The organism is Rhodococcus sp. AC861 (assembly GCF_979256035.1).
Genome location: NZ_CEEDMW010000003.1, coordinates 320131 through 339288, shown reverse-complemented (window position 1 = coordinate 339288; position 19158 = coordinate 320131). Strand labels below are relative to the sequence as shown.

The window sequence follows — 19158 nt, the reverse complement described above, 5'->3', positions numbered from 1 at the left end:
TCCCGGTTTCGGTGGTCGTTACCAAACCTGGAGTCGTTTCACTGTGACTCACCCGAAGTCGACGGTCGTTCCGTCATCGGACGCCACAGCAGCGATAGGTTGCGATCATGACTGCTGAGACTCTCGCATCCGACGCCGTCGCCACCGACGCGGCGTTCGACCCGTCCCAGCACGCCCTCGACATGGTGGGCTACCACTACCGCATGGACGACTACTACGAGGTCGGCCGCGAGAAGGTCCGCGAGTACGCCAAGGCCGTCCGCGACTTCCATCCGGTGCACTGGACCGAGGAGGGCGCTCGGGAGCACGGATACGACGCGCTGATGGCTCCCCCGACGTTCTTCTCGTTGGTCGGAATCATCGCGCAGCAGAAGCTGCTCGAGCGCATCGCGACCGGGTACGACCTGAGCCGCATGCTGCAGACCGACCAGCACGCCGAGTACTACGCACCGGTCCTGGCCGGTGACCGTCTGGTGTGCGACGTGTCCCTCGACTCGTTCCGCAAGGTCGTGGGGCGCGACATGATGGTCACCAAGACCGTCATCACCAACCAGCGCAACGAACTCGCGCAGATCACGTACACGACTCTGCTCATCGGGCGCGCCGACGACGGCGACAACTCGATCGCCGACGTCGCCCGCGGCATGGTCATGAACGGCATGTTCACCTTTCCGGCGGCCTCGAGCGATCCGGAGGGGGTCAACCCCAGTGGCGACGACCTCGAGACCGTGTTCGACCCGCCCGTTCTGGTCCCGAATCGCGGCCACGCACGACAGCGTTTCGAGAACGTGTCCGTCGGAGACGCGCTTCCGACCCGGACGATCGACCTGTCCCGAGGCGACCTGATCAACTACGCAGGTGTGGTCGGCGACAACAACCCCGTCCACTGGAGCGACCACTTCGCGTCTCTCCTGGATCTCGACACCGTCGTCGCCCACGGCATGCTCACGATGGGTCTGGGTACCGGATTCGTCTCCGCGTGGCTGGGAGACCCCGGCGCACTCAAGGAGTGCACGGTCCGCTTCACCAGCCCCGTGATGGTGCCGCCGATCGAGCACGCCACCATCGTCGTGAACGGCGTCGTCAAGTCCATGGACGCCGACGCCCGCACCGCCGAGGTGTCGATCGACGCTCGCTACAACGGCAAGCGCATCCTCGGCCACAAGGCCAAGGCGATCGTCTACCTCGCCTGAGTGCGGGCGGGTCAGCCCGCGACGGCTCCCCGCACGGACGCGGGAAGCGACGACACCTTCTTGAACGGCCCGACCACCGACGCGGCCATGGGGCGCGCCAGCAACACTCGTGCCACCTCACGGACCTCGTCGTTGGTCACCTGGTCGATCCGTGCCAGCGTCTCCTCGACGGAACGATGGTCACCGTAGTTCAATTCGCTGCGACCGATGCGCGTCATCCGCGATCCTGAATCTTCCAGTCCCAGTACGAGTCCACCGCGCATCGAGCCCTTCGCCCGCGCGCATTCGGCGTCGGTGATCCCGTCCGCCGCGACGGAGGCGAGGACGTCGCGGATCACAGCGGCGACCTCTCCGAGGTTCTCCGGCTGACAACCCGCGTACACCGAGAACGCCCCGGTGTCGGAGAACGTGTCGACCGATGAGTACACGGAGTAGGCGAGTCCGCGCTCCTCCCGGATCTCCTGGAACAGCCGTGAACTCAGTCCACCGCCGATGGCCGTGTTGAGCACCGACAACGCCCACCGATGACCCTCGTGGCGTCCGAACGCGCGCACCCCCAGGCACAGATGCGCCTGCTCGCTGTCGCGTGTGGTCAGACTCAGCGCGGGTCTGGTCGTGATGCGCCCGGTTCCCCCGCGGCGCGGTGCCGGCTCGGCGTCTCCCGCAATCCGGTCGGCGAAGCTGCGTCGAACGCCCGCGACCACGTCGTCGTGATCGATGTTGCCCGCTACTGCCACGACCATGCGCGGCGGCGTGTATCGCCGAGTGTGGAAGGAGTGCAACTGGTTCCGCGTCATCGCTTCGATGGACTCCACCGAGCCGATGACCGGACGACCGATCGGATGGTCACCGAAGAGCGCCGTCAGGAACGCATCGCCGAGAAGATCCTCGGGATCGTCGTCGCGCATCGAGATCTCCTCGAGCACCACCTGACGTTCGACGTCGACGTCCTCGGTCCTGCACCGTCCGCGCAGCACGACGTCGGCCACCAGATCGAGACCCAGATGGAGGTCCTCGTCGAGGACATGGGCGTAGAAGCAGGTGTGCTCCTTCGAGGTGAAGGCGTTGAGTTCACCGCCGACACCGTCCATCACCTGGGCGATGTCGAGGGCCGTGCGAGTGGGAGTCGCCTTGAACAGGAGATGCTCGAGGAAGTGGGCGGCACCGGCGACGGACCGACCCTCGTCGCGCGATCCGACGGCGACCCACACTCCGACGGAGGCCGACCGCACCCCCGGTACGAACTCGGTGACCACACGGACGCCGCCCGGAAGAACCGTGCGGCGAACGCCTGACGTGCTCGGAACGCGCGAGCGGCGCAGCCGAGAGCCCGTGAGCTCGGTCGACTGCGCCGCGGCGTTCGAATACTTCTTACTCAGCGCTGACCTCTGCCGATGTGTCGGCCTGGTCGTCGGCCGGCGCAGCGGCTGCTGCGTCGTCCTCGACCGGGACGAGGCTGATCTTGCCGCGGTTGTCGATGTCGGCGATCTCCACGCGGAGCTTCGATCCGACGCTGACGACGTCCTCGACCTTGTTGATGCGCTTGCCGCTGCCCAGCTTCGAGATGTGGACCAGGCCGTCGCGACCGGGGAGCAGCGAGACGAACGCGCCGAATGCCGTGGTCTTGACGACGGTTCCGAGGAACCGCTCGCCGACCTTGGGCAGCTGCGGGTTCGCGATGGCGTTGATCATGTCGATCGCGGCCTGTGCGGACGGGCCGTCCGCAGCACCGACGTAGACGGTGCCGTCATCTTCGATCGAGATGTTGGCGCCGGTCTGCTCGGTGATCGAGTTGATCATCTTGCCCTTGGGCCCGATGACCTCGCCGATCTTGTCGACGGGCACCTTGATCGCGGTGACGCGAGGTGCGTAGGGGCTCATCTCGTCCGGCTCGTCGATGGCTTCGGCCATGACGTCCAGGATCGTGACACGAGCGTCCTTGGCCTGCGACAACGCGCCGGCGAGCACCTGGGAGGGGATGCCGTCGAGCTTGGTGTCGAGCTGCAGGGCGGTGACGAACTCACGGGTTCCGGCGACCTTGAAGTCCATGTCGCCGAACGCGTCCTCCGCACCGAGGATGTCGGTGAGGGCGACGTACCGGGTCTCACCGTCGACCTGGTCGGAGACCAGACCCATGGCGATACCGGCGACGGGGGCCTTCAGCGGCACACCGGCGTTGAGCAGTCCGAGGGTGGATGCACAGACCGAACCCATGGACGTCGAGCCGTTGGAGCTGAGCGCCTCCGAGACCTGACGGATGGCGTACGGGAACTCTTCCTGGCTGGGGAGCACGGGGAGCAGGGCGCGCTCCGCGAGGGCTCCGTGGCCGATCTCGCGACGCTTCGGCGACCCGACGCGACCGGTCTCACCGGTGGAGTACGGCGGGAAGTTGTAGTGATGCATGTAGCGCTTGCTGGTCTCGGGTCCGAGCGAGTCGATCTGCTGGGCCATCTTGACCATGTCGAGGGTGGTGACGCCCAGGATCTGGGTCTCTCCACGCTCGAACAACGCGCTGCCGTGCGCGCGGGGAATGACGGCGACCTCGGCGGAGAGCTCACGGATGTCCGTGATGCCGCGGCCGTCGATGCGGAACTGGTCGCGCAGGATGCGCTGACGCACGAGCTTCTTGGTCAGTGCGCGGAATGCCGCACCGATCTCCTTCTCGCGGCCGGCGAACGAATCGCCGACAGTGGTCAGGACCTGGTCCTTGACCTCGTCCAGCTTGCTCTCACGCTCGGTCTTGCCGGCGATGGTGAGTGCCTCGTTGAGCGGGATCTGCGCAGCACCCTCGACAGCGTCGAACACGTCGGACTGGTACGCGGGGAACAGCGGGAAGTCACCGGTCGGCTTCGCAGCGGAGGCGGCGAGCGCCTTCTGTGCCTCGCAGAGCGACGCGATGAACGGTTTCGCAGCTTCGAGACCCTCGGCGACGATCGCCTCGGTCGGAGCCTGGGCGCCACCCTCGATGAGCGAGATGACCTTCTCGGTGGCTTCCGCTTCGACCATCATGATCGCGACGTCGGCGTCGGCTCCCGAACCGGAGACGACACGGCCGGCGACGACCATATTGAACACGGCCAGCTCGAGCTGCTCGTTGGTGGGGAATGCGACCCACTGCTTGTCGATCAGTGCCACGCGGACACCGCCGATGGGACCGGAGAACGGCAGTCCGGCGAGCTGGGTGGACGCGGACGCGGCGTTGATGGCCACGACGTCGTACAGATCCTTGGGATCGAGGCTCATCACCGTGATGACGACCTGGATCTCGTTGCGCAGGCCGTCGACGAACGTCGGACGCAGCGGCCGGTCGATCAGGCGGCAGGTGAGGATGGCGTCGGTGCTGGGACGGCCTTCACGACGGAAGAACGATCCGGGGATGCGACCGGCGGCGTACATCCGCTCTTCGACGTCCACCGTGAGGGGGAAGAAGTCGAAGTGGTCCTTGGGATGCTTCGAAGCGCTGGTGGCCGAGAGAAGCATGGTCTCGTCGTCGAGGTAGGCGACGACGGCTCCGGCCGACTGCTTGGCCAACCGGCCGGTCTCGAAACGGATGGTGCGCGTTCCGTACGACCCGTTGTCGATGACGGCGGTGGTTTCGAACACGCCCTCGTCGACCTCGGTGGCTGCTGCTGTGGTGTTGTCAGACATGTAAGTGTTTTCGTCCTCTCGTCTTCGCCGTGCCCACCCGGGCGCGCAGCGAACCCGGTGGCTCGCGTGCGGCGTCCCCGACTTCCCGTGCGAGCGGAGGCGGCCCACGATCGAAGTCCCGCGGCGCACGCATTTCCCTGCGCCGTAGGACCACTACCGAAGACCGACACCGCGACGTGTCGGAGACGAACGGCTGTCGTGCTGTCTAGCTGGTGTACTCGATCACGAGTACAGGTGAAAGCGTACCGGGCCACGCCGAACGGCCGACGAGGAACAGCTCGAAGCTGCCTCGCCGGCACGTCCGGGTGAACTCGATGGTGGGAATTATCGACGCAGTCCCAAACGCTCGATGAGCGAGCGGTAACGCGCGACGTCGATCTTCTGCACGTACTTGAGCAGACGACGACGACGTCCCACGAGCAGCAGGAGGCCGCGGCGGGAGTGGTGATCGTGCTTGTGCACCTTGAGGTGCTCGGTGAGATCCTGGATGCGCTTGGTGAGCATGGCCACCTGCGCCTCGGGCGAACCCGTGTCGGTCTCGTGCACGCCGTACTCGCCGAGGATCTGCTTCTTCTGTTCGGTGGTCAATGCCACAGTGATGCTCCTGATGCGTTGCCGTCCGCGCGTGAATGGTGCCGAACCCTCACGGGTGCGGTGTTGCAGCCGCCGCGGACCGCAGCGAACAACAGTAGATGAGTCTAACAGTCCGGAGCGGTGAGGATTTCCCTGGCGCGATCGACGTCGCGGCCCATCTGTTCGATCAGCTCGTCGACCGAGGCGAACGCTTCCATGCCGCGCAGCCTCTCGACGAAGTCGACGGCCACGTGCTGTCCGTACAGATCGGCGTCGCCGTCGAGCACGAACGCCTCGACCGTGCGAGTACGCCCGGAGAACGTGGGGTTGGTGCCGACCGATACCGCTGCCTGGCAGCGTCTTCCGGGCGAGACGGTGCCCATCACGGGGCCGGGGCCCAGAACGGTGAACCACGACGCGTAGACGCCGTCCGCCGGGATCGCTGCGTGCATGGGGGGTTTGACGTTGGCAGTTGGGTATCCGATGGTCCGGCCGCGGCCGTCGCCGTGCACCACCACGCCCTCGACGCGGTGCGGCCGACCGAGTGCGTCGGCCGCGGCCGCGACGTCACCTGCGTCGACGCACGAGCGAATGTAGGTGGAGGAGAACGTGACCGCGTGTTCCGCGAGGAGCGTGACTCCGTCGACGGCGAAGCCGAAACGCTGACCGGCTGCCCTCAGCAGCGGGACGTTGCCGGCGGCCTTCTTGCCGAACGTGAAGTTCTCGCCCACGACCACCTCGGCCGCGTGCAGGCGTTCGACGAGGATGTCGTAGATGTACCGATCGGGAGTGAGCTTCATGAACTCCGGCGTGAACGGCATGACGCAGAAGACGTCGATACCCAGTTCCGCGGCCAGTTCGGCGCGTCGGGTGAGCGTGGTCAGCTGCGCCGGATGGCTACCGGGGCGCACGACCTCCATCGGGTGCGGGTCGAACGTCATGAGCACGCTGGGCACCCCGCGCGCCGCCGCCGACTTCACGGCTCGATCGATCAATTGCGCATGTCCGCGGTGCACTCCGTCGAACACGCCGATCGTCAGGACGCACCTGCCCCAGTCGGCAGGAACGTCGTCGAGACCTCGCCATCTCTCCACGCAGCCGAGCCTACGGGCCACGCATCGACCGGTCACGTCCGGCGCATCGGTTCGCCGCTAAGCTGTCCCCGTGACATCCCCTGCCCTCACCACCGTCGCGCAGGACTACCTCAAGGTCATCTGGACCGCGAGCGAATACTCGGACGAGCCGGTGAGCACCAAGATGCTCGCATCGAAGATGTGCGTTTCACCGTCGACCGTGTCCGAGGCCGTCCGCAAGCTCGCCGACCAGGGTCTGGTGGACCACGCGCGCTACGGCGCGATCACGCTGACAGACGCCGGCCGCCGAGCGGCGATCTCCATGGTGCGCCGACACCGGCTGATCGAGACGTGGCTCGTCGAGGAGATGGGATACGGCTGGGACGAGGTGCACGACGAGGCCGAGGTGCTCGAGCACGCGGTGTCCGACCTGCTGGTCGAGCGGATCGACGCGAAACTCGGACACCCGTCCCGCGATCCGCACGGTGATCCGATCCCGACGGTGGACGGCACCATTCCCGCTCCCCCGGCGATGCCGCTCAGCGACTTCGTCGCGGGCCAGAAGGGGCACGTCACCCGGATCTCCGATTCGGACCCGGACATGCTGCGCTACTTCGACTCCATCGGCATCACGCTCGACCTGTCCATCACGATGGTCGAACGTCGGGACTTCGCCGGAACCGTTGCCGTCGAAGCTGCCGGAACCGTCCTCGACCTGGGACATGTTGCCGCCGAAGCCATCTGGATGACGACGGACTGACCGTTCGCTACTGCCGGAGCGTCGCGGGCCGCACCACCATGACCGTGCTCGCACGCTTGCCGCGTTCCTGCACCAGTGCGATGGCGTTGCCGTCGGTGTCCAGAGCGGCGTAGATCCCCGGCAGACCGACCGGGTCGAGCCAGCGTCCCTGGCTGAGCGACTCCGCTTCCTCGGGTGAGACGGTTCGGTGCGCGAACGCCGTCTTCGCGGCCGCGTCGATGTCCAGACTCACCTGCGGGTCGTCGCGCACCTCGTCGAGTGTCCGTGCGTGCTCGAGCGTGAAAGGACCGACACGCGTGCGGCGGAGAGCCGTCAGATGGCCACCGACACCCAGCGCGGCGCCGAGATCGCGTGCGAGTGCCCGGACATACGTGCCCGACGTGCACTCGACGTGCACGTCGAGATCGACCGTGGAGCCCTCGCGGTGCGTCGCCAGCACATCGAAGCGGGACACGGTGACCGTCCGTGGCTCCAGGACCACGGTCTCCCCGTCCCGCACCAGCGCGTGAGCACGCTTCCCGTCGACCTTGATGGCGCTGACGCTCGACGGGATCTGGCTGATCGTGCCCGTCAGCTCGGCCACCCGCGCCTCGATGTCGGCGTCGGTCACGGCGGTGGCGTCCGCGGTCGAGACCGACTCGCCCTCGGCGTCGTCCGTCGTCGTGGCCACGCCGAGGCGGATGGTCGCCGTGTACTCCTTGGTGGTCAGCGACAACAGGCCGAGCATCTTGGTGGCCCGTTCGACGCCGAGAACCAACACTCCCGTCGCCATCGGATCCAACGTCCCCGCGTGACCGACGCGACGCGTCTTCAGGGCCTTGCGGCACGCGGACACGACGTCGTGGCTGGTGACTCCACCGCTCTTGTCCACCACCAGGAGTCCGGCGCCGTCGAGTCCAGTGGGGGGTTTCGGGTGAGCAGGCACGGGGAGTCAGTCTGCCATGCGGTCAGAACACCGTGATCGCGGTGACGACCAGACCGTTCGACACGGTCCACCGTCCGTCGAACGACGCCAACGGCGAGCCCGACGTCGTGTCGCCCGGCACCAGCAACCGAGAGTGGAACGACCCGGCGACCTCGGCCGATCCGGCATCGCGTTCGAACGTGATGTGAGCGTCCTCGAACCCCAGCCAGCGTCCCGTCAACGGGTACCACGCCTTGTAGGTGGCCTCCTTGGCGCAGAACAGAAGCTTGTCCCAGTGCACCTCGTCGTCGGTACGGGTGGCCAGAACATCGCGTTCGGCGGGCAGGCTCACCGCCCCGAGCACCCCGTCGGGCAATGCCTCGTGCGGCTCCGCATCGATGCCGACCGAGCGGATCTGCAGAGCGAATCCCACCGCGGCGGCGCGGTAGCCGTCACAGTGCGTGAGGCTCCCGACGACACCGTTGGGCCACACCGGGGAGCCCATCTCGCCCCGCATGATCGGAGCCGGCTCGAGACCCAGTCTGCCCATCGCCACGCGGGCGCAGTGCCGGGCCGAGGTGAATTCCCGCTTGCGCTTGTCCACCGCCTTCTCGACCAGGTGTGCTTCGCGCGGATGCGGCGCCAGGCCCGGCGGGTCCTCGAACAGTTCCTCCGCGACGACGCCGCGGGCGAGCAGCCCGCCGAGCAGTGTGGACTCGGGTGCCGTCGTCACAGTCGCTTCTCCGCTCGCATCTTCTCCACTTCCGCTTCCATCTCCGGCGTCACGGTGAAGTGACCGCCGAACTTGTTGAGCGATCCCGGCGGGTACTCCGGGACCGGAAGTATCTGCCGCAGAATTTGATCCGGCAGGCCACGACGCTTCCACTCGCGTGGATAGCCGACCGACACCTCCTCGAACCGCACCCCGTCGTAGTAGGTCGTGCGTGGGATGTGAAGGTGCCCGTAGACGGCGCAGAGCGCGTTGTACCGCGTGTGCCAGTCGGCCGTACGCGTCGTTCCGCACCACAGTGCGAACTCCGGGTAGAACAGCACCTCGGTGGGCTGACGTACCAAGGGCCAGTGGTTGATCAGCACGGTCGGGATGGACGTGTCGACCTCCGCCAACCGCGCCTCGGTGATCTTCAGTCGAGCCGCGCACCACGCGTCCAGCGAGACGTACGGGGTGGGGGTGATCAGGAATTCGTCCGTCGCCACCACGTTTCGACTGCGTGCCAGTGCCAGACCGTCGATCTTGTTCGTGGTGCCCGCGGGCAGGAACGAGTAGTCGTAGAGCACGAACATCGGCACCAACGTCACCGGTCCTGAATACTGCGACCGGCCTCCGGCCTCCCCGACGTCGCCCTCCCACACCGGGAACGGGTCCTCCGGCGTCAGCACACCCAGTTCCCGACACATCGTCACCAGGTAGTCGTACCGAGCCTGGCCGTGCATCTGCACGGGGTCCTTCACCGTCGTCCACAATTCGTGGTTGCCCGGTACCCAGATGACGGTGTGGAACTTGGCCTTCAGTTCCGACAGCGCCCAGCGGATGTCATCGGTCTTCTCCGAGACGTCGCCCGCCACGATGAGCCAGTCCTCGGGGCTCTCGGGCTCGATCGACTCGGTCACGGGGCGGTTGCCCTTGTGGCCGACGTGGATGTCGCTCACGGCCCACAGTTTCGCTGGCACTCCCACGACCCTTCTGTTCACTTACGTCCTACCGACGGTATCGGTACCCGTGGTCGTCCACGCTCCCGACATGGTCCGCCAGACGACGGCCACCGCTCTCAGGCTGACGAACACCGTCAGTCCCACCCAGATTCCCGGCAGTCCCCAGTCGAACGCTGCCGACAACCAGATCAACGGCAGGAAGCCGACGACGGCGCTGCCGAGCGTCGCCGTCCGGAGGAACGCGGCATCTCCCGCACCGAGAAGGACGCCGTCCAACGCGAAGACGATCCCGGCGACGGGGATCAGCGCGACGAAGAGCCACCAGATGCTGTCGATGCTCGCGAGAGTCGACCCGTCGGAGGTGAACAGCGGCGGCAGAACGCCGTGCAACGCCGCGAACAGTGCAGCGAGCAGCACCGAGAAAGCCACGGACCACGCGGTGACTCGTGCCGCGACCCCCGTCGCGGCCCGAGCACGCCCGGCACCGAGCGCAGCGCCGACCAAGGATTGCGCCGCGATCGCCAGGGAATCGAGGGTCAGCGAGACCAGGTTCCACAACTGCAGGACCACCTGGTGCGCACCGACCGCGCCGGCGCCGAACCGCGATGCCACCGTCACCGCCGACAGGAAGCAGGCCTGGAACGCGAACGAGCGCAGGATCAGGTCCCGTCCCAGCACCAGCTGCCGGCGGATGACGGTCGGATCCGGCCGCAGCGAACGCTGCCGCGGGCCGACCAGCGCGCGCAGGAACAAGACCGCAGACACCGACTGACCGACGACGTTGGCCACCGCCGAACCGACCAGACCCATACGAGGCGCGCCCACGAGTCCGTGCACCAGGAGCGGACACAGCACGGCCGACAGAGCAAGACCGGCGACGACGTAGCGCAACGGGCGCACGGTGTCCTGCACGCCGCGCATCCACCCGTTCCCGGCCAGCGTGATCAGGATCAGCGGGACACCGAGGATGCCCACCCGTAGCCACGTCGCCGCCTCGGCGGTGATGTCTCCCCCGCCGCCGAGAACGGTCAGGATCGGGACGGCGAGAACTTGGACGACCAGGACGAGCAGCAGCCCCAGGACCACCGCGAGCCAGGTCGCCTGGACACCCTCGTGTCGAGCGTCGTCGTCGCGTCCGGCTCCGTGCAGACGCGCCGCGCGTGCCGTGGTGCCGTAGGAGAGGAACGTCAGCTGGGTGCTGACCTGGGCGAGCACCAGTCCGCCCACGGCCAGACCGGCGAGGGGCAGTGCGCCCAGCCTCCCGACGACGGCGGAGTCGAACAGCAGGTAGAGCGGCTCGGCCACCAGCACGCCGAGCGCGGGGAAGGCCAAGCCGAACACGGTGCGGGCGGACACCCGACCGTTCGGGTCGTCGGCGGCACTCACCCGAGCGCGGCGACCAGTGCGTCGATGTCGTCCTCTATGTCACCGGTCGCGGTGTACCCGGCCGAAAGCCTGTGTCCGCCTCCACCGAGCGCCGTCGCGACGACGGACACGTCCACCTCGCTCTTCGCGCGCAGGGACACCGCCCATCCCTCGGCGTTCTGCTTGAACACGGCCGCCACTTCGGCCTCGGCCGTCGTGCGGACGATGTCCACGACGCTCTCGATCTCCTCGGGACGCAGCCCGCGCGAGTCGTCGAGCCGGACGATCGCGCAGACCAGACCGAGCCCGTCGGCAGCCGAGGGAATCAACCGCGCGGACCCGAGTACCGAGCCGAGCATGGGCAGCCAGGCGAACGGGTGGGTGTCCAGGAGTCGGCGCGAGATGGCCGCTCCGTCGATCCCGGTGGCGAGCAGGCGTTCCGCGAGTGTGTGCGAACCCGGTCGCACCCAGCGGAACGATCCGGTGTCCGTCACCAGTCCCGCGAAGAGGCAGTGAGCCAATTCGGCGTCGATGTCGACACCCCACTCGTCGAACAACGCCGCCACGACGGCCGTCGTCGACTCCGCCGACGCGTCGACCACGTGGTGGGTGCCGTAGAACGTGTTGGACCGGTGGTGGTCGATGACCAGCGACACGGCTCCGTCGAGCAACACGCCCAACCGACCGAGACGGCCCCGACTACCCGCGTCCACCGTCACCACCAGGTCTGCGTCGGCACGCACCTGCTCGGGCGGGGTCAGGAACTGCAGCCCGGGAAGACCGATCATCGACTCCGGCAGCTGGGCCGGGGCCCCGAACGACACCTGCGTCGTCACACCGCGACGATCGAGCGCGATCGCCAGCGCCAGGGCACTTCCGATCGTGTCCGCGTCGGGTTGGACGTGCGACAGCAACGTGACGGATCGTGCGTCCGCGAGCAGACGCACAGCCTTCTGCATGTCGGCGTGCAGGGTGTCGGTCACGAGTGGATCAGATCTCGCGCTCGTCGGTCCGGGGAACCTTGTACGGGTCGGGGTCACCGGCGGGAGTCGCGCCGGCCGCCACCTCGGCGACCTTGTCGTCGATCTGGCGCGCGCGTTCGAGCAGTTCCTCCATGTGCCGCGCGGTGTCCGGGACCGTGTCCGGCCGGAACGTCAGGGACGGGGTGAACCGCACTCCGGTACCGGCGCCGACCTTGGTGCGCAGCGCACCCTTCGCCTTCTCCAGACCCAGTGCGGCAGCCTGGAAATCGGGCTCGGCATCGAGAGTCTCACCGCGAACCGTGTAGAACACGGTCGCGTCGTGCAAGTCCGGTGTCACCTTGGTGTCGGTGACCGTCACGAACGCGAGCCGGGGATCCTTGATTTCGTGATCGATGGCCGTCGCGACGATCGCGCCGATCCGCTTGGCCAACTTACGAGCACGGGCTTGATCGACCACGATGCGTCTCCTTCGTTCTCAGTCCTCGGGCCCGAACACTCGGCGCCGTACAGCAAGTAATTGTATTTCGGGCCTTTCGGCCACGTGCCGTTCACAGCTGTCGAGCACCTCGTGGAGATGCGAGACATCCGCGGTGGCGAGCGCTACACCCACCATCGAACGACGGTATCGTTCCTGCTCCCCGGTCTCCGCGACGGACACTCCGTAGCGTTGCAGGGCAGCGATGACTGGCTTGATCACCGAACGCTTCTCCTTCAGCGAATGTACGTCGCCGAGAAGGATGTCGAGTTCGAGAGCGCCGAGAAACAATCGATCACCTCAGTGTCGAGGGCGGGCAGAGATCGAAACGGGGTGTGGCCCGCGGACTGTGTTCCGCGGGCCACACCCGTTCGTTCCGTTGGATCAGTCGCGCGGCTTCTCGCGAAGCTCGTACGCCTCGACGACGTCGCCGACCTTGATGTCGGAGTACGTCACCGTGAGACCGCATTCGTACCCTTCGCGGACCTCGGTCGCGTCCTCCTTCTCGCGCCGCAGCGACGAGATGGTGACCAGCTCGGCGACCACGTTGTTGTCGCGAAGCAGACGTGCCTTCGCGTTACGACGCACGAGACCGGAGGTGACGAGGCAACCGGCGATGTTTCCGACCTTGGAGGATCGGAACAGGGCACGGATCTCGGCCTGACCCAGCGTGACCTCTTCGTAGACCGGCTTGAGCAGGCCCTTGAGCGCCTTCTCGATCTCGTCGATGGCCTGGTAGATCACCGAGTAGTACCGAATGTCCACGCCTTCGCGGTTCGCCAGCTCCGTCGCCTTGCCTTCGGCGCGGACGTTGAAGCCGATGATGATCGCGTTGGATGCCGACGCCAGGTTGACGTTGGTCTCGGTGACGCCACCGACGCCACGGTCGATGACACGCAGTTCGACCTCGTCGTCGATCGCGATACCGACGAGAGCCTCTTCCAAGGCCTCCACGGTTCCGGAGTTGTCGCCCTTCAGGATCAGGTTGAGCTGCGACGTCTCCTTCAGTGCGGCATCGAGATCGTCGAGGCTGATCCGCTTGCGCGACTTCGCGGCCAACGCGTTGCGCTTGCGCGCATTGCGGCGGTCGGCGATCTGACGGGCGATACGGTCCTCGTCGACGACGAGCAGGTTGTCGCCTGCGCCGGGCACCGACGTGAAGCCGATGACCTGGACGGGCCGCGACGGGAGCGCCTCGATGACGTCCTCACCGTGCTCGTCGACCATGCGACGAACTCGGCCGTAGGCGTCACCGGCGACGATCGAGTCACCGACACGCAGTGTTCCGCGAGCGATGAGCACGGTGGCCACCGGTCCGCGACCGCGGTCGAGGTGCGCCTCGATGGCGACACCCTGCGCGTCCATGTCCGGGTTGGCGCGCAGATCGAGCGCCGCGTCGGCCGTCAGCAGCACCGCTTCGAGAAGGGCATCGATGTTCGTACCCTGCTTGGCGGAGATGTCGACGAACATGGTGTCGCCGCCGTACTCCTCGGCGACCAGACCGTATTCGGTCAGCTGCTGCCGGATCTTGTCCGGGTTCGCGCCTTCCTTGTCGATCTTGTTGACCGCGACCACGATCGGCACGTCTGCTGCCTGCGCGTGGTTGATGGCCTCCACCGTCTGCGGCATGACGCCGTCGTCGGCTGCGACCACGAGGATCGCGAGGTCGGTGGCCTTCGCACCACGGGCACGCATGGCCGTGAAGGCCTCGTGACCGGGGGTGTCGATGAATGTGACCAGACGCTCGTTGCCTTCGAGTTCCGTGAGGACCTGGTAGGCGCCGATGTGCTGCGTGATGCCGCCGGCTTCGCCCTCACGCACGGTGGCGTTACGGATCGAGTCCAACAGGCGCGTCTTGCCGTGGTCGACGTGACCCATGACGGTGACCACGGGGGGACGCTGCTCGAGCTCGTCCTCGCCGCCCTCGTCCTCTCCGTAGGTCAGGTCGAACGAGTTCAGCAGTTCGCGGTCCTCGTCCTCCGGGCTGACGACCTGCACGACGTAGTTCATCTCGCCGCCGAGCAGCTCCAGCGTCTCGTCGTTGACCGACTGAGTTGCCGTCACCATCTCGCCGAGGTTGAACAGCGCCTGCACGAGTGCAGCCGGGTTCGCGTCGATCTTGTCCGCGAAGTCGGACAGCGATGCGCCGCGAGCGAGACGGATCGTCTCACCGTTGCCACGGGGCAACCGCACGCCACCGACTGCGGGAGCCTGCATGGATTCGTACTCGGCGCGCTTCGCCCGCTTCGACTTGCGTCCACGACGGACTGCGCCGCCGGGACGACCGAATGCACCTGCTGCCGCGCCGCGCTGGCCGGGACGGCCACCGCCGCCGGGACGACCACGGAAGCCGCCGCCTGCGGGAGCACCCGCGGGAGCGCCGGGTGCACCGGCGCCGCCACCGCGGTAGCCGCCACCGCCACCGGCACCGCCGGGACGACCGCCCGGTGCGCCGCCGGGACGACCCGGACGACCGCCGGCTGCGGGAGCCGGACGAGCCGAGCGGCTCGGCATGGCACCCGGGTTCGGGCGAGGAGGCATCGAGCCGGGATTGGGACGGGGTCCGCCGGGGCGAGGTCCGCCCTGACCTGCAGGCGGACGACCCGCTCCGCCGGCTGCGGGAGCGCCGGGTGCGGGACGAGGTCCACCCTGTCCGGGAGCCGGACGGGGAGCACCGGGGCGAGGGCCGGCCTGTCCCGGTGCGGGACGGGGAGCCGGGCGCTCGACAGGTGCGGACGAGTACGGGTTGTTACCGACGCGAGGCGCCTTCGGACCCGGCTTGGGACCGGGACCGGCGGGAGCCGCGGGTGCGGACTGCTCCGGTGCTGCGGGAGCGGCCGATGCAGCGGGGGCCGCCGGTGCTGCCGGGGTGGGAGCCGCCGGAGCGGGTGCTGCCGGACGGCTGGGTGCGGGCGCGGCGGGTGCCTGCGCTGCGGGAGCTGCCGGGGCCGCGGGTGCAGCCGGAGCGGGAGCCGCGGGTGCGGCCGGGGCTGCGGGTGCGGCCGGAGCTGCGGGTGCCGGCTTGGGTCCGGGCCGGGGTCCACCCGGCTTGGGGCCGTCGCCGGACGGACGTGCGCTGGGTGCCGGCGAATCGCCGGACGGCGCGGACGGGAACGACTCCCGGAGGCGTCGAGCGACCGGGGCTTCCACGGTCGACGACGCGGACTTCACGAACTCGCCCTGCTCCTTGAGCCGTGCGAGTAGATCTTTGCTGGTGACACCGAGTTCTTTAGCCAACTCGTGCACGCGGGCCTTGCCTGCCACTGCTCTCCTCACTGAGAGGTCGAGCGCGGCTCCTTGGCAGGTGCCCGCACGACCTCGGGTTATCTGATAACGATGTTCATCGTCGGTGCTTCACGGTGTGCTCATGAATTCGTGTACCTGTTCTCCTCGTGGCGCGGCGAGGTGCCGCGACCGTTCGGCCGGTCGATCACTGGACGGTTCGCCGGAACTGCGCGAACTCCCGGGCAAGCGCGGACAGGTCCATGGGACCGGTCACGCGCAAGGCACGCCCGAAGGCTCGACGTCGTTCCGCCAGCTGCAGACAGTCCGTATCGGGATGCAACCATGCACCCCTGCCGGGCAATCTGCGGCGATGATCGACCACGGCGGAGACCGTGCCGACATCGGAGACGTCGGCGACGATTCGCACCAAGGCGGAAGGCGACTCCCGCTGTCTGCATCCTACGCACGTTCGAACCGGACTCACCGGTGCGGACGTGGTCTCTTCGGACAACGTGTGTCGAGCCACTTCACAGTCTAACGCGGATTCGCGGCGGTTCGGAACGTCGACCCGTTCGGCGCGCCCGTGAGGCGCGGTCGGTCCCCGACTCAGTGATCGTCCTCTGTCGGCGCGGCGTCGCTGCGGATGTCGATGCGCCATCCGGTGAGACGGGCGGCCAGTCGAGCGTTCTGCCCTTCCTTGCCGATGGCGAGGGAGAGCTGGTAGTCCGGCACGATCACGCGCGCGGCGCGTGCAGCCTCGTCGACGACGGTGACCGAGACCACCTTGGACGGCGACAGCGCGTTGCCGACGAAGGTCGCGGGATCGTCGTCGTAGTCGATGATGTCGATCTTCTCGCCGGCCAGCTCGCTCATGACGTTGCGGACTCGCTGCCCGACGGGGCCGATGCACGCACCCTTGGCGTTGAGGCCCGCCACGGACGACCGCACGGCGATCTTCGAACGGTGACCCGACTCGCGGGCGACCGAGACGATCTCGACCGAGCCGTCCGCGATCTCGGGAACCTCCAGCGCGAACACCTTGCGCACCAGGTTGGGGTGCGTCCGCGACAGCGTGACCTGCGGTCCTCGGTTGCCGCGGGTGACTCCGACGACGTAGCACTTGATGCGGTCACCGTGCTCGTACGTCTCACCCGGCACCTGCTCCGCCGGCGGAATGGTCGCGTCGACACCGCCCGACTCGCTGCCGACCCGGACCACGACCGTTCCACGAGCATTGAGCCGCGCGTCGGCCTGGATGAGCCCGCCGACGATCTCGCCCTCGTGCATGGCGAACTCACCGAACGACTTCTCGTTCTCGGCGTCGCGGAGACGCTGCAGGATGACCTGGCGGGCCGTCGTGGCGGCGATGCGGCCGAAACCCTCGGGAGTGTCGTCCCACTCCGAGATCAGGTTGCCCGCCTCGTCCTTCTCGCGCGCCATCACCTTCACCTCGCCGCTCTTGCGGTCGACGCTGATGTACGCGTCGGACTGGTGCCCGGCCGTGTGCTTGTACGCGGTGAGAAGCGCGGACTGCAGCGTCTCGATCACCGCGGAGATGGTGATGCCCTTTTCCGCCTCGATGGCGCGCAGGGCGGTCATGTCGATATTCACGTGTCTATCTTTCGTCGTCTGTGTCGTCGTCGTCGAGCCCGGTCACGGGCTCTTCCGGTGGATTCAGCGGGTCGAAACGTCCCGGAGCCACGCCGCCGGCCATCTCGAGCTCGACCGGATTCGGCTTCTTGAACTCGACCTGGACCGCCGCGGACACCACCTCGCCCAGCGCGAGCGTGCGCACCGTCGGACCGGTGCGCGACCGCAGGACCAGATCGAGCTCCGCGCCGTCCGTCGAAGATTCCGACGATCCGGGTCGGAGCTCGCCCACGCGGCCGTCGATCGTCTCGTCGGCCGTGGTCACCGTCACCATGCGGCCTCGTGCGCGTCGCCAGTGCCGGGGCTCGGTGAGGGGGCGGTCGACTCCGGGGGTGGTCACCTCGAGGTTGTAGGCCGTGTCGCCGAATTCGGTGGCGGCGTCGAGAATCTCGGACACCTCGTGACTCAACGTCGCGAGAGCGTCGAGCTCGAACCCGGAATCACGATCCACGATGACCTTGACGACGCTGTGGCTCCCCGCCTTGGAGACGGTGACGTCCTCGAGATCCAACTCGCCGGCACTGAAACCCGGCCCTGTCGGCTGCATGTGCGCCGAGAGGAGTTCGACGACCCTCTCCCTTGATGGAACCGGCATCGCTCGACTACTCCTCGTTCAGTTGTGTGGAGGTGCCACGATACCGCGTGACGGCGTGTCCTCACGACACGCTGCGTCGGCGCTGTCTGGCACGATGACCGGGTGTCACCGACCGTTCTTCCCGTTTCCCGCCGAACCGTCCTGCGCGGTGTAGGTCTCTCCGTCGTCGGCAGCACCCTTTCGCTTTCCGCGTGCGGGACCTCGTCGTCCGGTGACGACGCCCCCGAGCCCGATCCGCTGCTGGCCGAGTCGGCGCGAGCGCGGGCCGACAGCGCCTCGGCCACCGCGGCCATCGCGCAGTTCCCTGCATCGTCGGACACGTTGACGGTCGTCTCGGATCAGCGTCGCGCGCACGCCGACGTGCTGGACGCGGAGATCGCCCGCCTGACTCCCCCGCCGCCCACCGGCACCACCACTCCCACCGCGACACCCGAGCCTGCACCGGTGGCGGCACCCACGTTGACCGAACTCGCGGAATCGCTGTCCGCGTCGAGCCGCTCGGCCGCGGACCTCGCGCGCACACTGTCGGGCTACCGTGCGGGTGTGCTCGGATCCGTCAGTGCCGCATGCGCTCTCGCATCCTCGGCGGTGTCGGCATGAGTGAACTGGGCCCGGAACAGCAAGCCCTGGTCGATGCGCTGAACGTGGAGTTCGCCGCCGTCTTCGCCTACGGCGTCGTGGCGGCGTTCTCCAATCCCACCCGCGATCCGATGGTCGCCCAATACGCGGCGGAACACCGCGCGCGGCGCGACGGCACCATCGACGCCCTGACCGCTGCGAGCGTCACGTCCCCCGAACCCGCCGCCGGATACACCGTGCCGTTCCCGGTCACCGACGCCGTCGCCGCGGCCCGACTCGCGGCGCAGGTCGAGGACGACTGCGCCGTGGCATGGAGATCGGTCGTGGAACGGGCGCAGTCCGGCGCGACGCGAGATCTGGCGATAGTCGCCCTGACGGATTCCGCACGCCGCGGCTCCGCGTGGCGTGCGATTCTCGGGATCTTCCCGTCGACGGTCGCGTTCCCCGGTCAGCCGGCTCCCTGA

General features: G+C 67.8%; 19 protein-coding genes. 4 read left to right on the top strand and 15 right to left on the bottom strand.

Going from position 1 to position 19158, the window contains the following annotated elements; translation table 11 throughout:
* The first annotated feature begins 107 nt into the window (after window positions 1-107).
* Window positions 108-1193 carry a fused (3R)-hydroxyacyl-ACP dehydratase subunits HadA/HadB gene (locus tag AC0IX4_RS11130; RefSeq protein ID WP_056074542.1) on the top strand — a complete coding sequence of 362 codons (1086 nt, stop codon included), beginning with the start codon at window positions 108-110 and terminating at the stop codon, window positions 1191-1193.
* A gap of 11 nt (window positions 1194-1204) precedes the next feature.
* Here AC0IX4_RS11130 and AC0IX4_RS11125 read toward each other — a convergent pair whose 3' ends face one another.
* The 4 genes from AC0IX4_RS11125 to AC0IX4_RS11110 form a co-directional block, all read right to left on the bottom strand.
* Complete coding sequence (locus AC0IX4_RS11125) at window positions 1205-2515, bottom strand: M16 family metallopeptidase (RefSeq protein WP_042572581.1); 1311 nt, start codon at window positions 2513-2515, stop codon at window positions 1205-1207.
* 49 nt (window positions 2516-2564) lie between these two features.
* Entirely contained in the window at window positions 2565-4841 is a 2277-nt protein-coding gene (locus AC0IX4_RS11120; RefSeq protein ID WP_471828977.1) for a polyribonucleotide nucleotidyltransferase, read from the bottom strand.
* Window positions 4842-5165: 324 nt separating this feature from the next.
* The gene (gene rpsO / locus AC0IX4_RS11115; protein WP_042572579.1) at window positions 5166-5435 is read right to left on the bottom strand and encodes a 30S ribosomal protein S15; all 270 of its coding nucleotides are present in this window, start codon (window positions 5433-5435) and stop codon (window positions 5166-5168) included.
* Between the two features lie 104 nt (window positions 5436-5539).
* Window positions 5540-6508: a bifunctional riboflavin kinase/FAD synthetase gene (locus tag AC0IX4_RS11110; protein WP_471828976.1), complete on the bottom strand. Its 969-nt coding sequence runs from the start codon at window positions 6506-6508 to the stop codon at window positions 5540-5542.
* Window positions 6509-6578: 70 nt separating this feature from the next.
* Here AC0IX4_RS11110 and AC0IX4_RS11105 point away from each other — a divergent pair, with 70 nt between their 5' ends.
* Window positions 6579-7247: a metal-dependent transcriptional regulator gene (locus tag AC0IX4_RS11105; protein WP_471828975.1), complete on the top strand. Its 669-nt coding sequence runs from the start codon at window positions 6579-6581 to the stop codon at window positions 7245-7247.
* 7 nt (window positions 7248-7254) lie between these two features.
* Here AC0IX4_RS11105 and truB read toward each other — a convergent pair whose 3' ends face one another.
* The 11 genes from truB to rimP all read right to left on the bottom strand — a co-directional run bounded on the left by truB (window position 7255) and on the right by rimP (window position 18115).
* Complete coding sequence (gene truB / locus AC0IX4_RS11100; protein WP_471828974.1) at window positions 7255-8172, bottom strand: tRNA pseudouridine(55) synthase TruB; 918 nt, start codon at window positions 8170-8172, stop codon at window positions 7255-7257.
* A 22-nt stretch (window positions 8173-8194) separates the two neighbouring features.
* Window positions 8195-8860: a 4'-phosphopantetheinyl transferase family protein gene (locus tag AC0IX4_RS11095; RefSeq protein ID WP_471829307.1), complete on the bottom strand. Its 666-nt coding sequence runs from the start codon at window positions 8858-8860 to the stop codon at window positions 8195-8197.
* Between the two features lie 20 nt (window positions 8861-8880).
* Window positions 8881-9840, bottom strand: a complete 960-nt coding sequence (locus AC0IX4_RS11090) for a metallophosphoesterase family protein (RefSeq protein WP_471828973.1) — start codon at window positions 9838-9840, stop codon at window positions 8881-8883.
* Window positions 9841-9861: 21 nt separating this feature from the next.
* The gene (locus tag AC0IX4_RS11085) at window positions 9862-11208 is read right to left on the bottom strand and encodes an MATE family efflux transporter (RefSeq protein ID WP_471828972.1); all 1347 of its coding nucleotides are present in this window, start codon (window positions 11206-11208) and stop codon (window positions 9862-9864) included.
* Window positions 11205-12146, bottom strand: coding sequence for a DHH family phosphoesterase (locus tag AC0IX4_RS11080; RefSeq protein ID WP_042572705.1), 942 nt, complete (start codon window positions 12144-12146; stop codon window positions 11205-11207). Before AC0IX4_RS11080 ends, AC0IX4_RS11085 begins: the two co-directional genes overlap by 4 nt.
* A gap of 31 nt (window positions 12147-12177) precedes the next feature.
* The gene (rbfA, locus tag AC0IX4_RS11075; protein ID WP_042572574.1) at window positions 12178-12627 is read right to left on the bottom strand and encodes a 30S ribosome-binding factor RbfA; all 450 of its coding nucleotides are present in this window, start codon (window positions 12625-12627) and stop codon (window positions 12178-12180) included.
* An 18-nt stretch (window positions 12628-12645) separates the two neighbouring features.
* The gene (locus AC0IX4_RS11070) at window positions 12646-12936 is read right to left on the bottom strand and encodes a DUF503 domain-containing protein (protein WP_042572573.1); all 291 of its coding nucleotides are present in this window, start codon (window positions 12934-12936) and stop codon (window positions 12646-12648) included.
* A gap of 93 nt (window positions 12937-13029) precedes the next feature.
* Window positions 13030-15909, bottom strand: a complete 2880-nt coding sequence (gene infB / locus AC0IX4_RS11065) for a translation initiation factor IF-2 (protein ID WP_471828971.1) — start codon at window positions 15907-15909, stop codon at window positions 13030-13032.
* Between the two features lie 166 nt (window positions 15910-16075).
* Window positions 16076-16354, bottom strand: a complete 279-nt coding sequence (locus AC0IX4_RS11060) for a YlxR family protein (RefSeq protein WP_331386514.1) — start codon at window positions 16352-16354, stop codon at window positions 16076-16078.
* A 122-nt stretch (window positions 16355-16476) separates the two neighbouring features.
* Window positions 16477-17481, bottom strand: coding sequence for a transcription termination factor NusA (gene nusA / locus AC0IX4_RS11055; RefSeq protein WP_042572571.1), 1005 nt, complete (start codon window positions 17479-17481; stop codon window positions 16477-16479).
* Between the two features lie 4 nt (window positions 17482-17485).
* The gene (gene rimP / locus AC0IX4_RS11050; RefSeq protein WP_471828970.1) at window positions 17486-18115 is read right to left on the bottom strand and encodes a ribosome maturation factor RimP; all 630 of its coding nucleotides are present in this window, start codon (window positions 18113-18115) and stop codon (window positions 17486-17488) included.
* Between the two features lie 102 nt (window positions 18116-18217).
* Here rimP and AC0IX4_RS11045 point away from each other — a divergent pair, with 102 nt between their 5' ends.
* The gene (locus tag AC0IX4_RS11045) at window positions 18218-18715 is read left to right on the top strand and encodes a hypothetical protein (protein WP_471828969.1); all 498 of its coding nucleotides are present in this window, start codon (window positions 18218-18220) and stop codon (window positions 18713-18715) included.
* On the top strand, window positions 18712-19158 hold the full coding sequence (locus AC0IX4_RS11040; protein ID WP_056075061.1) for a ferritin-like domain-containing protein: 447 nt from the start codon (window positions 18712-18714) through the stop codon (window positions 19156-19158). Before AC0IX4_RS11045 ends, AC0IX4_RS11040 begins: the two co-directional genes overlap by 4 nt.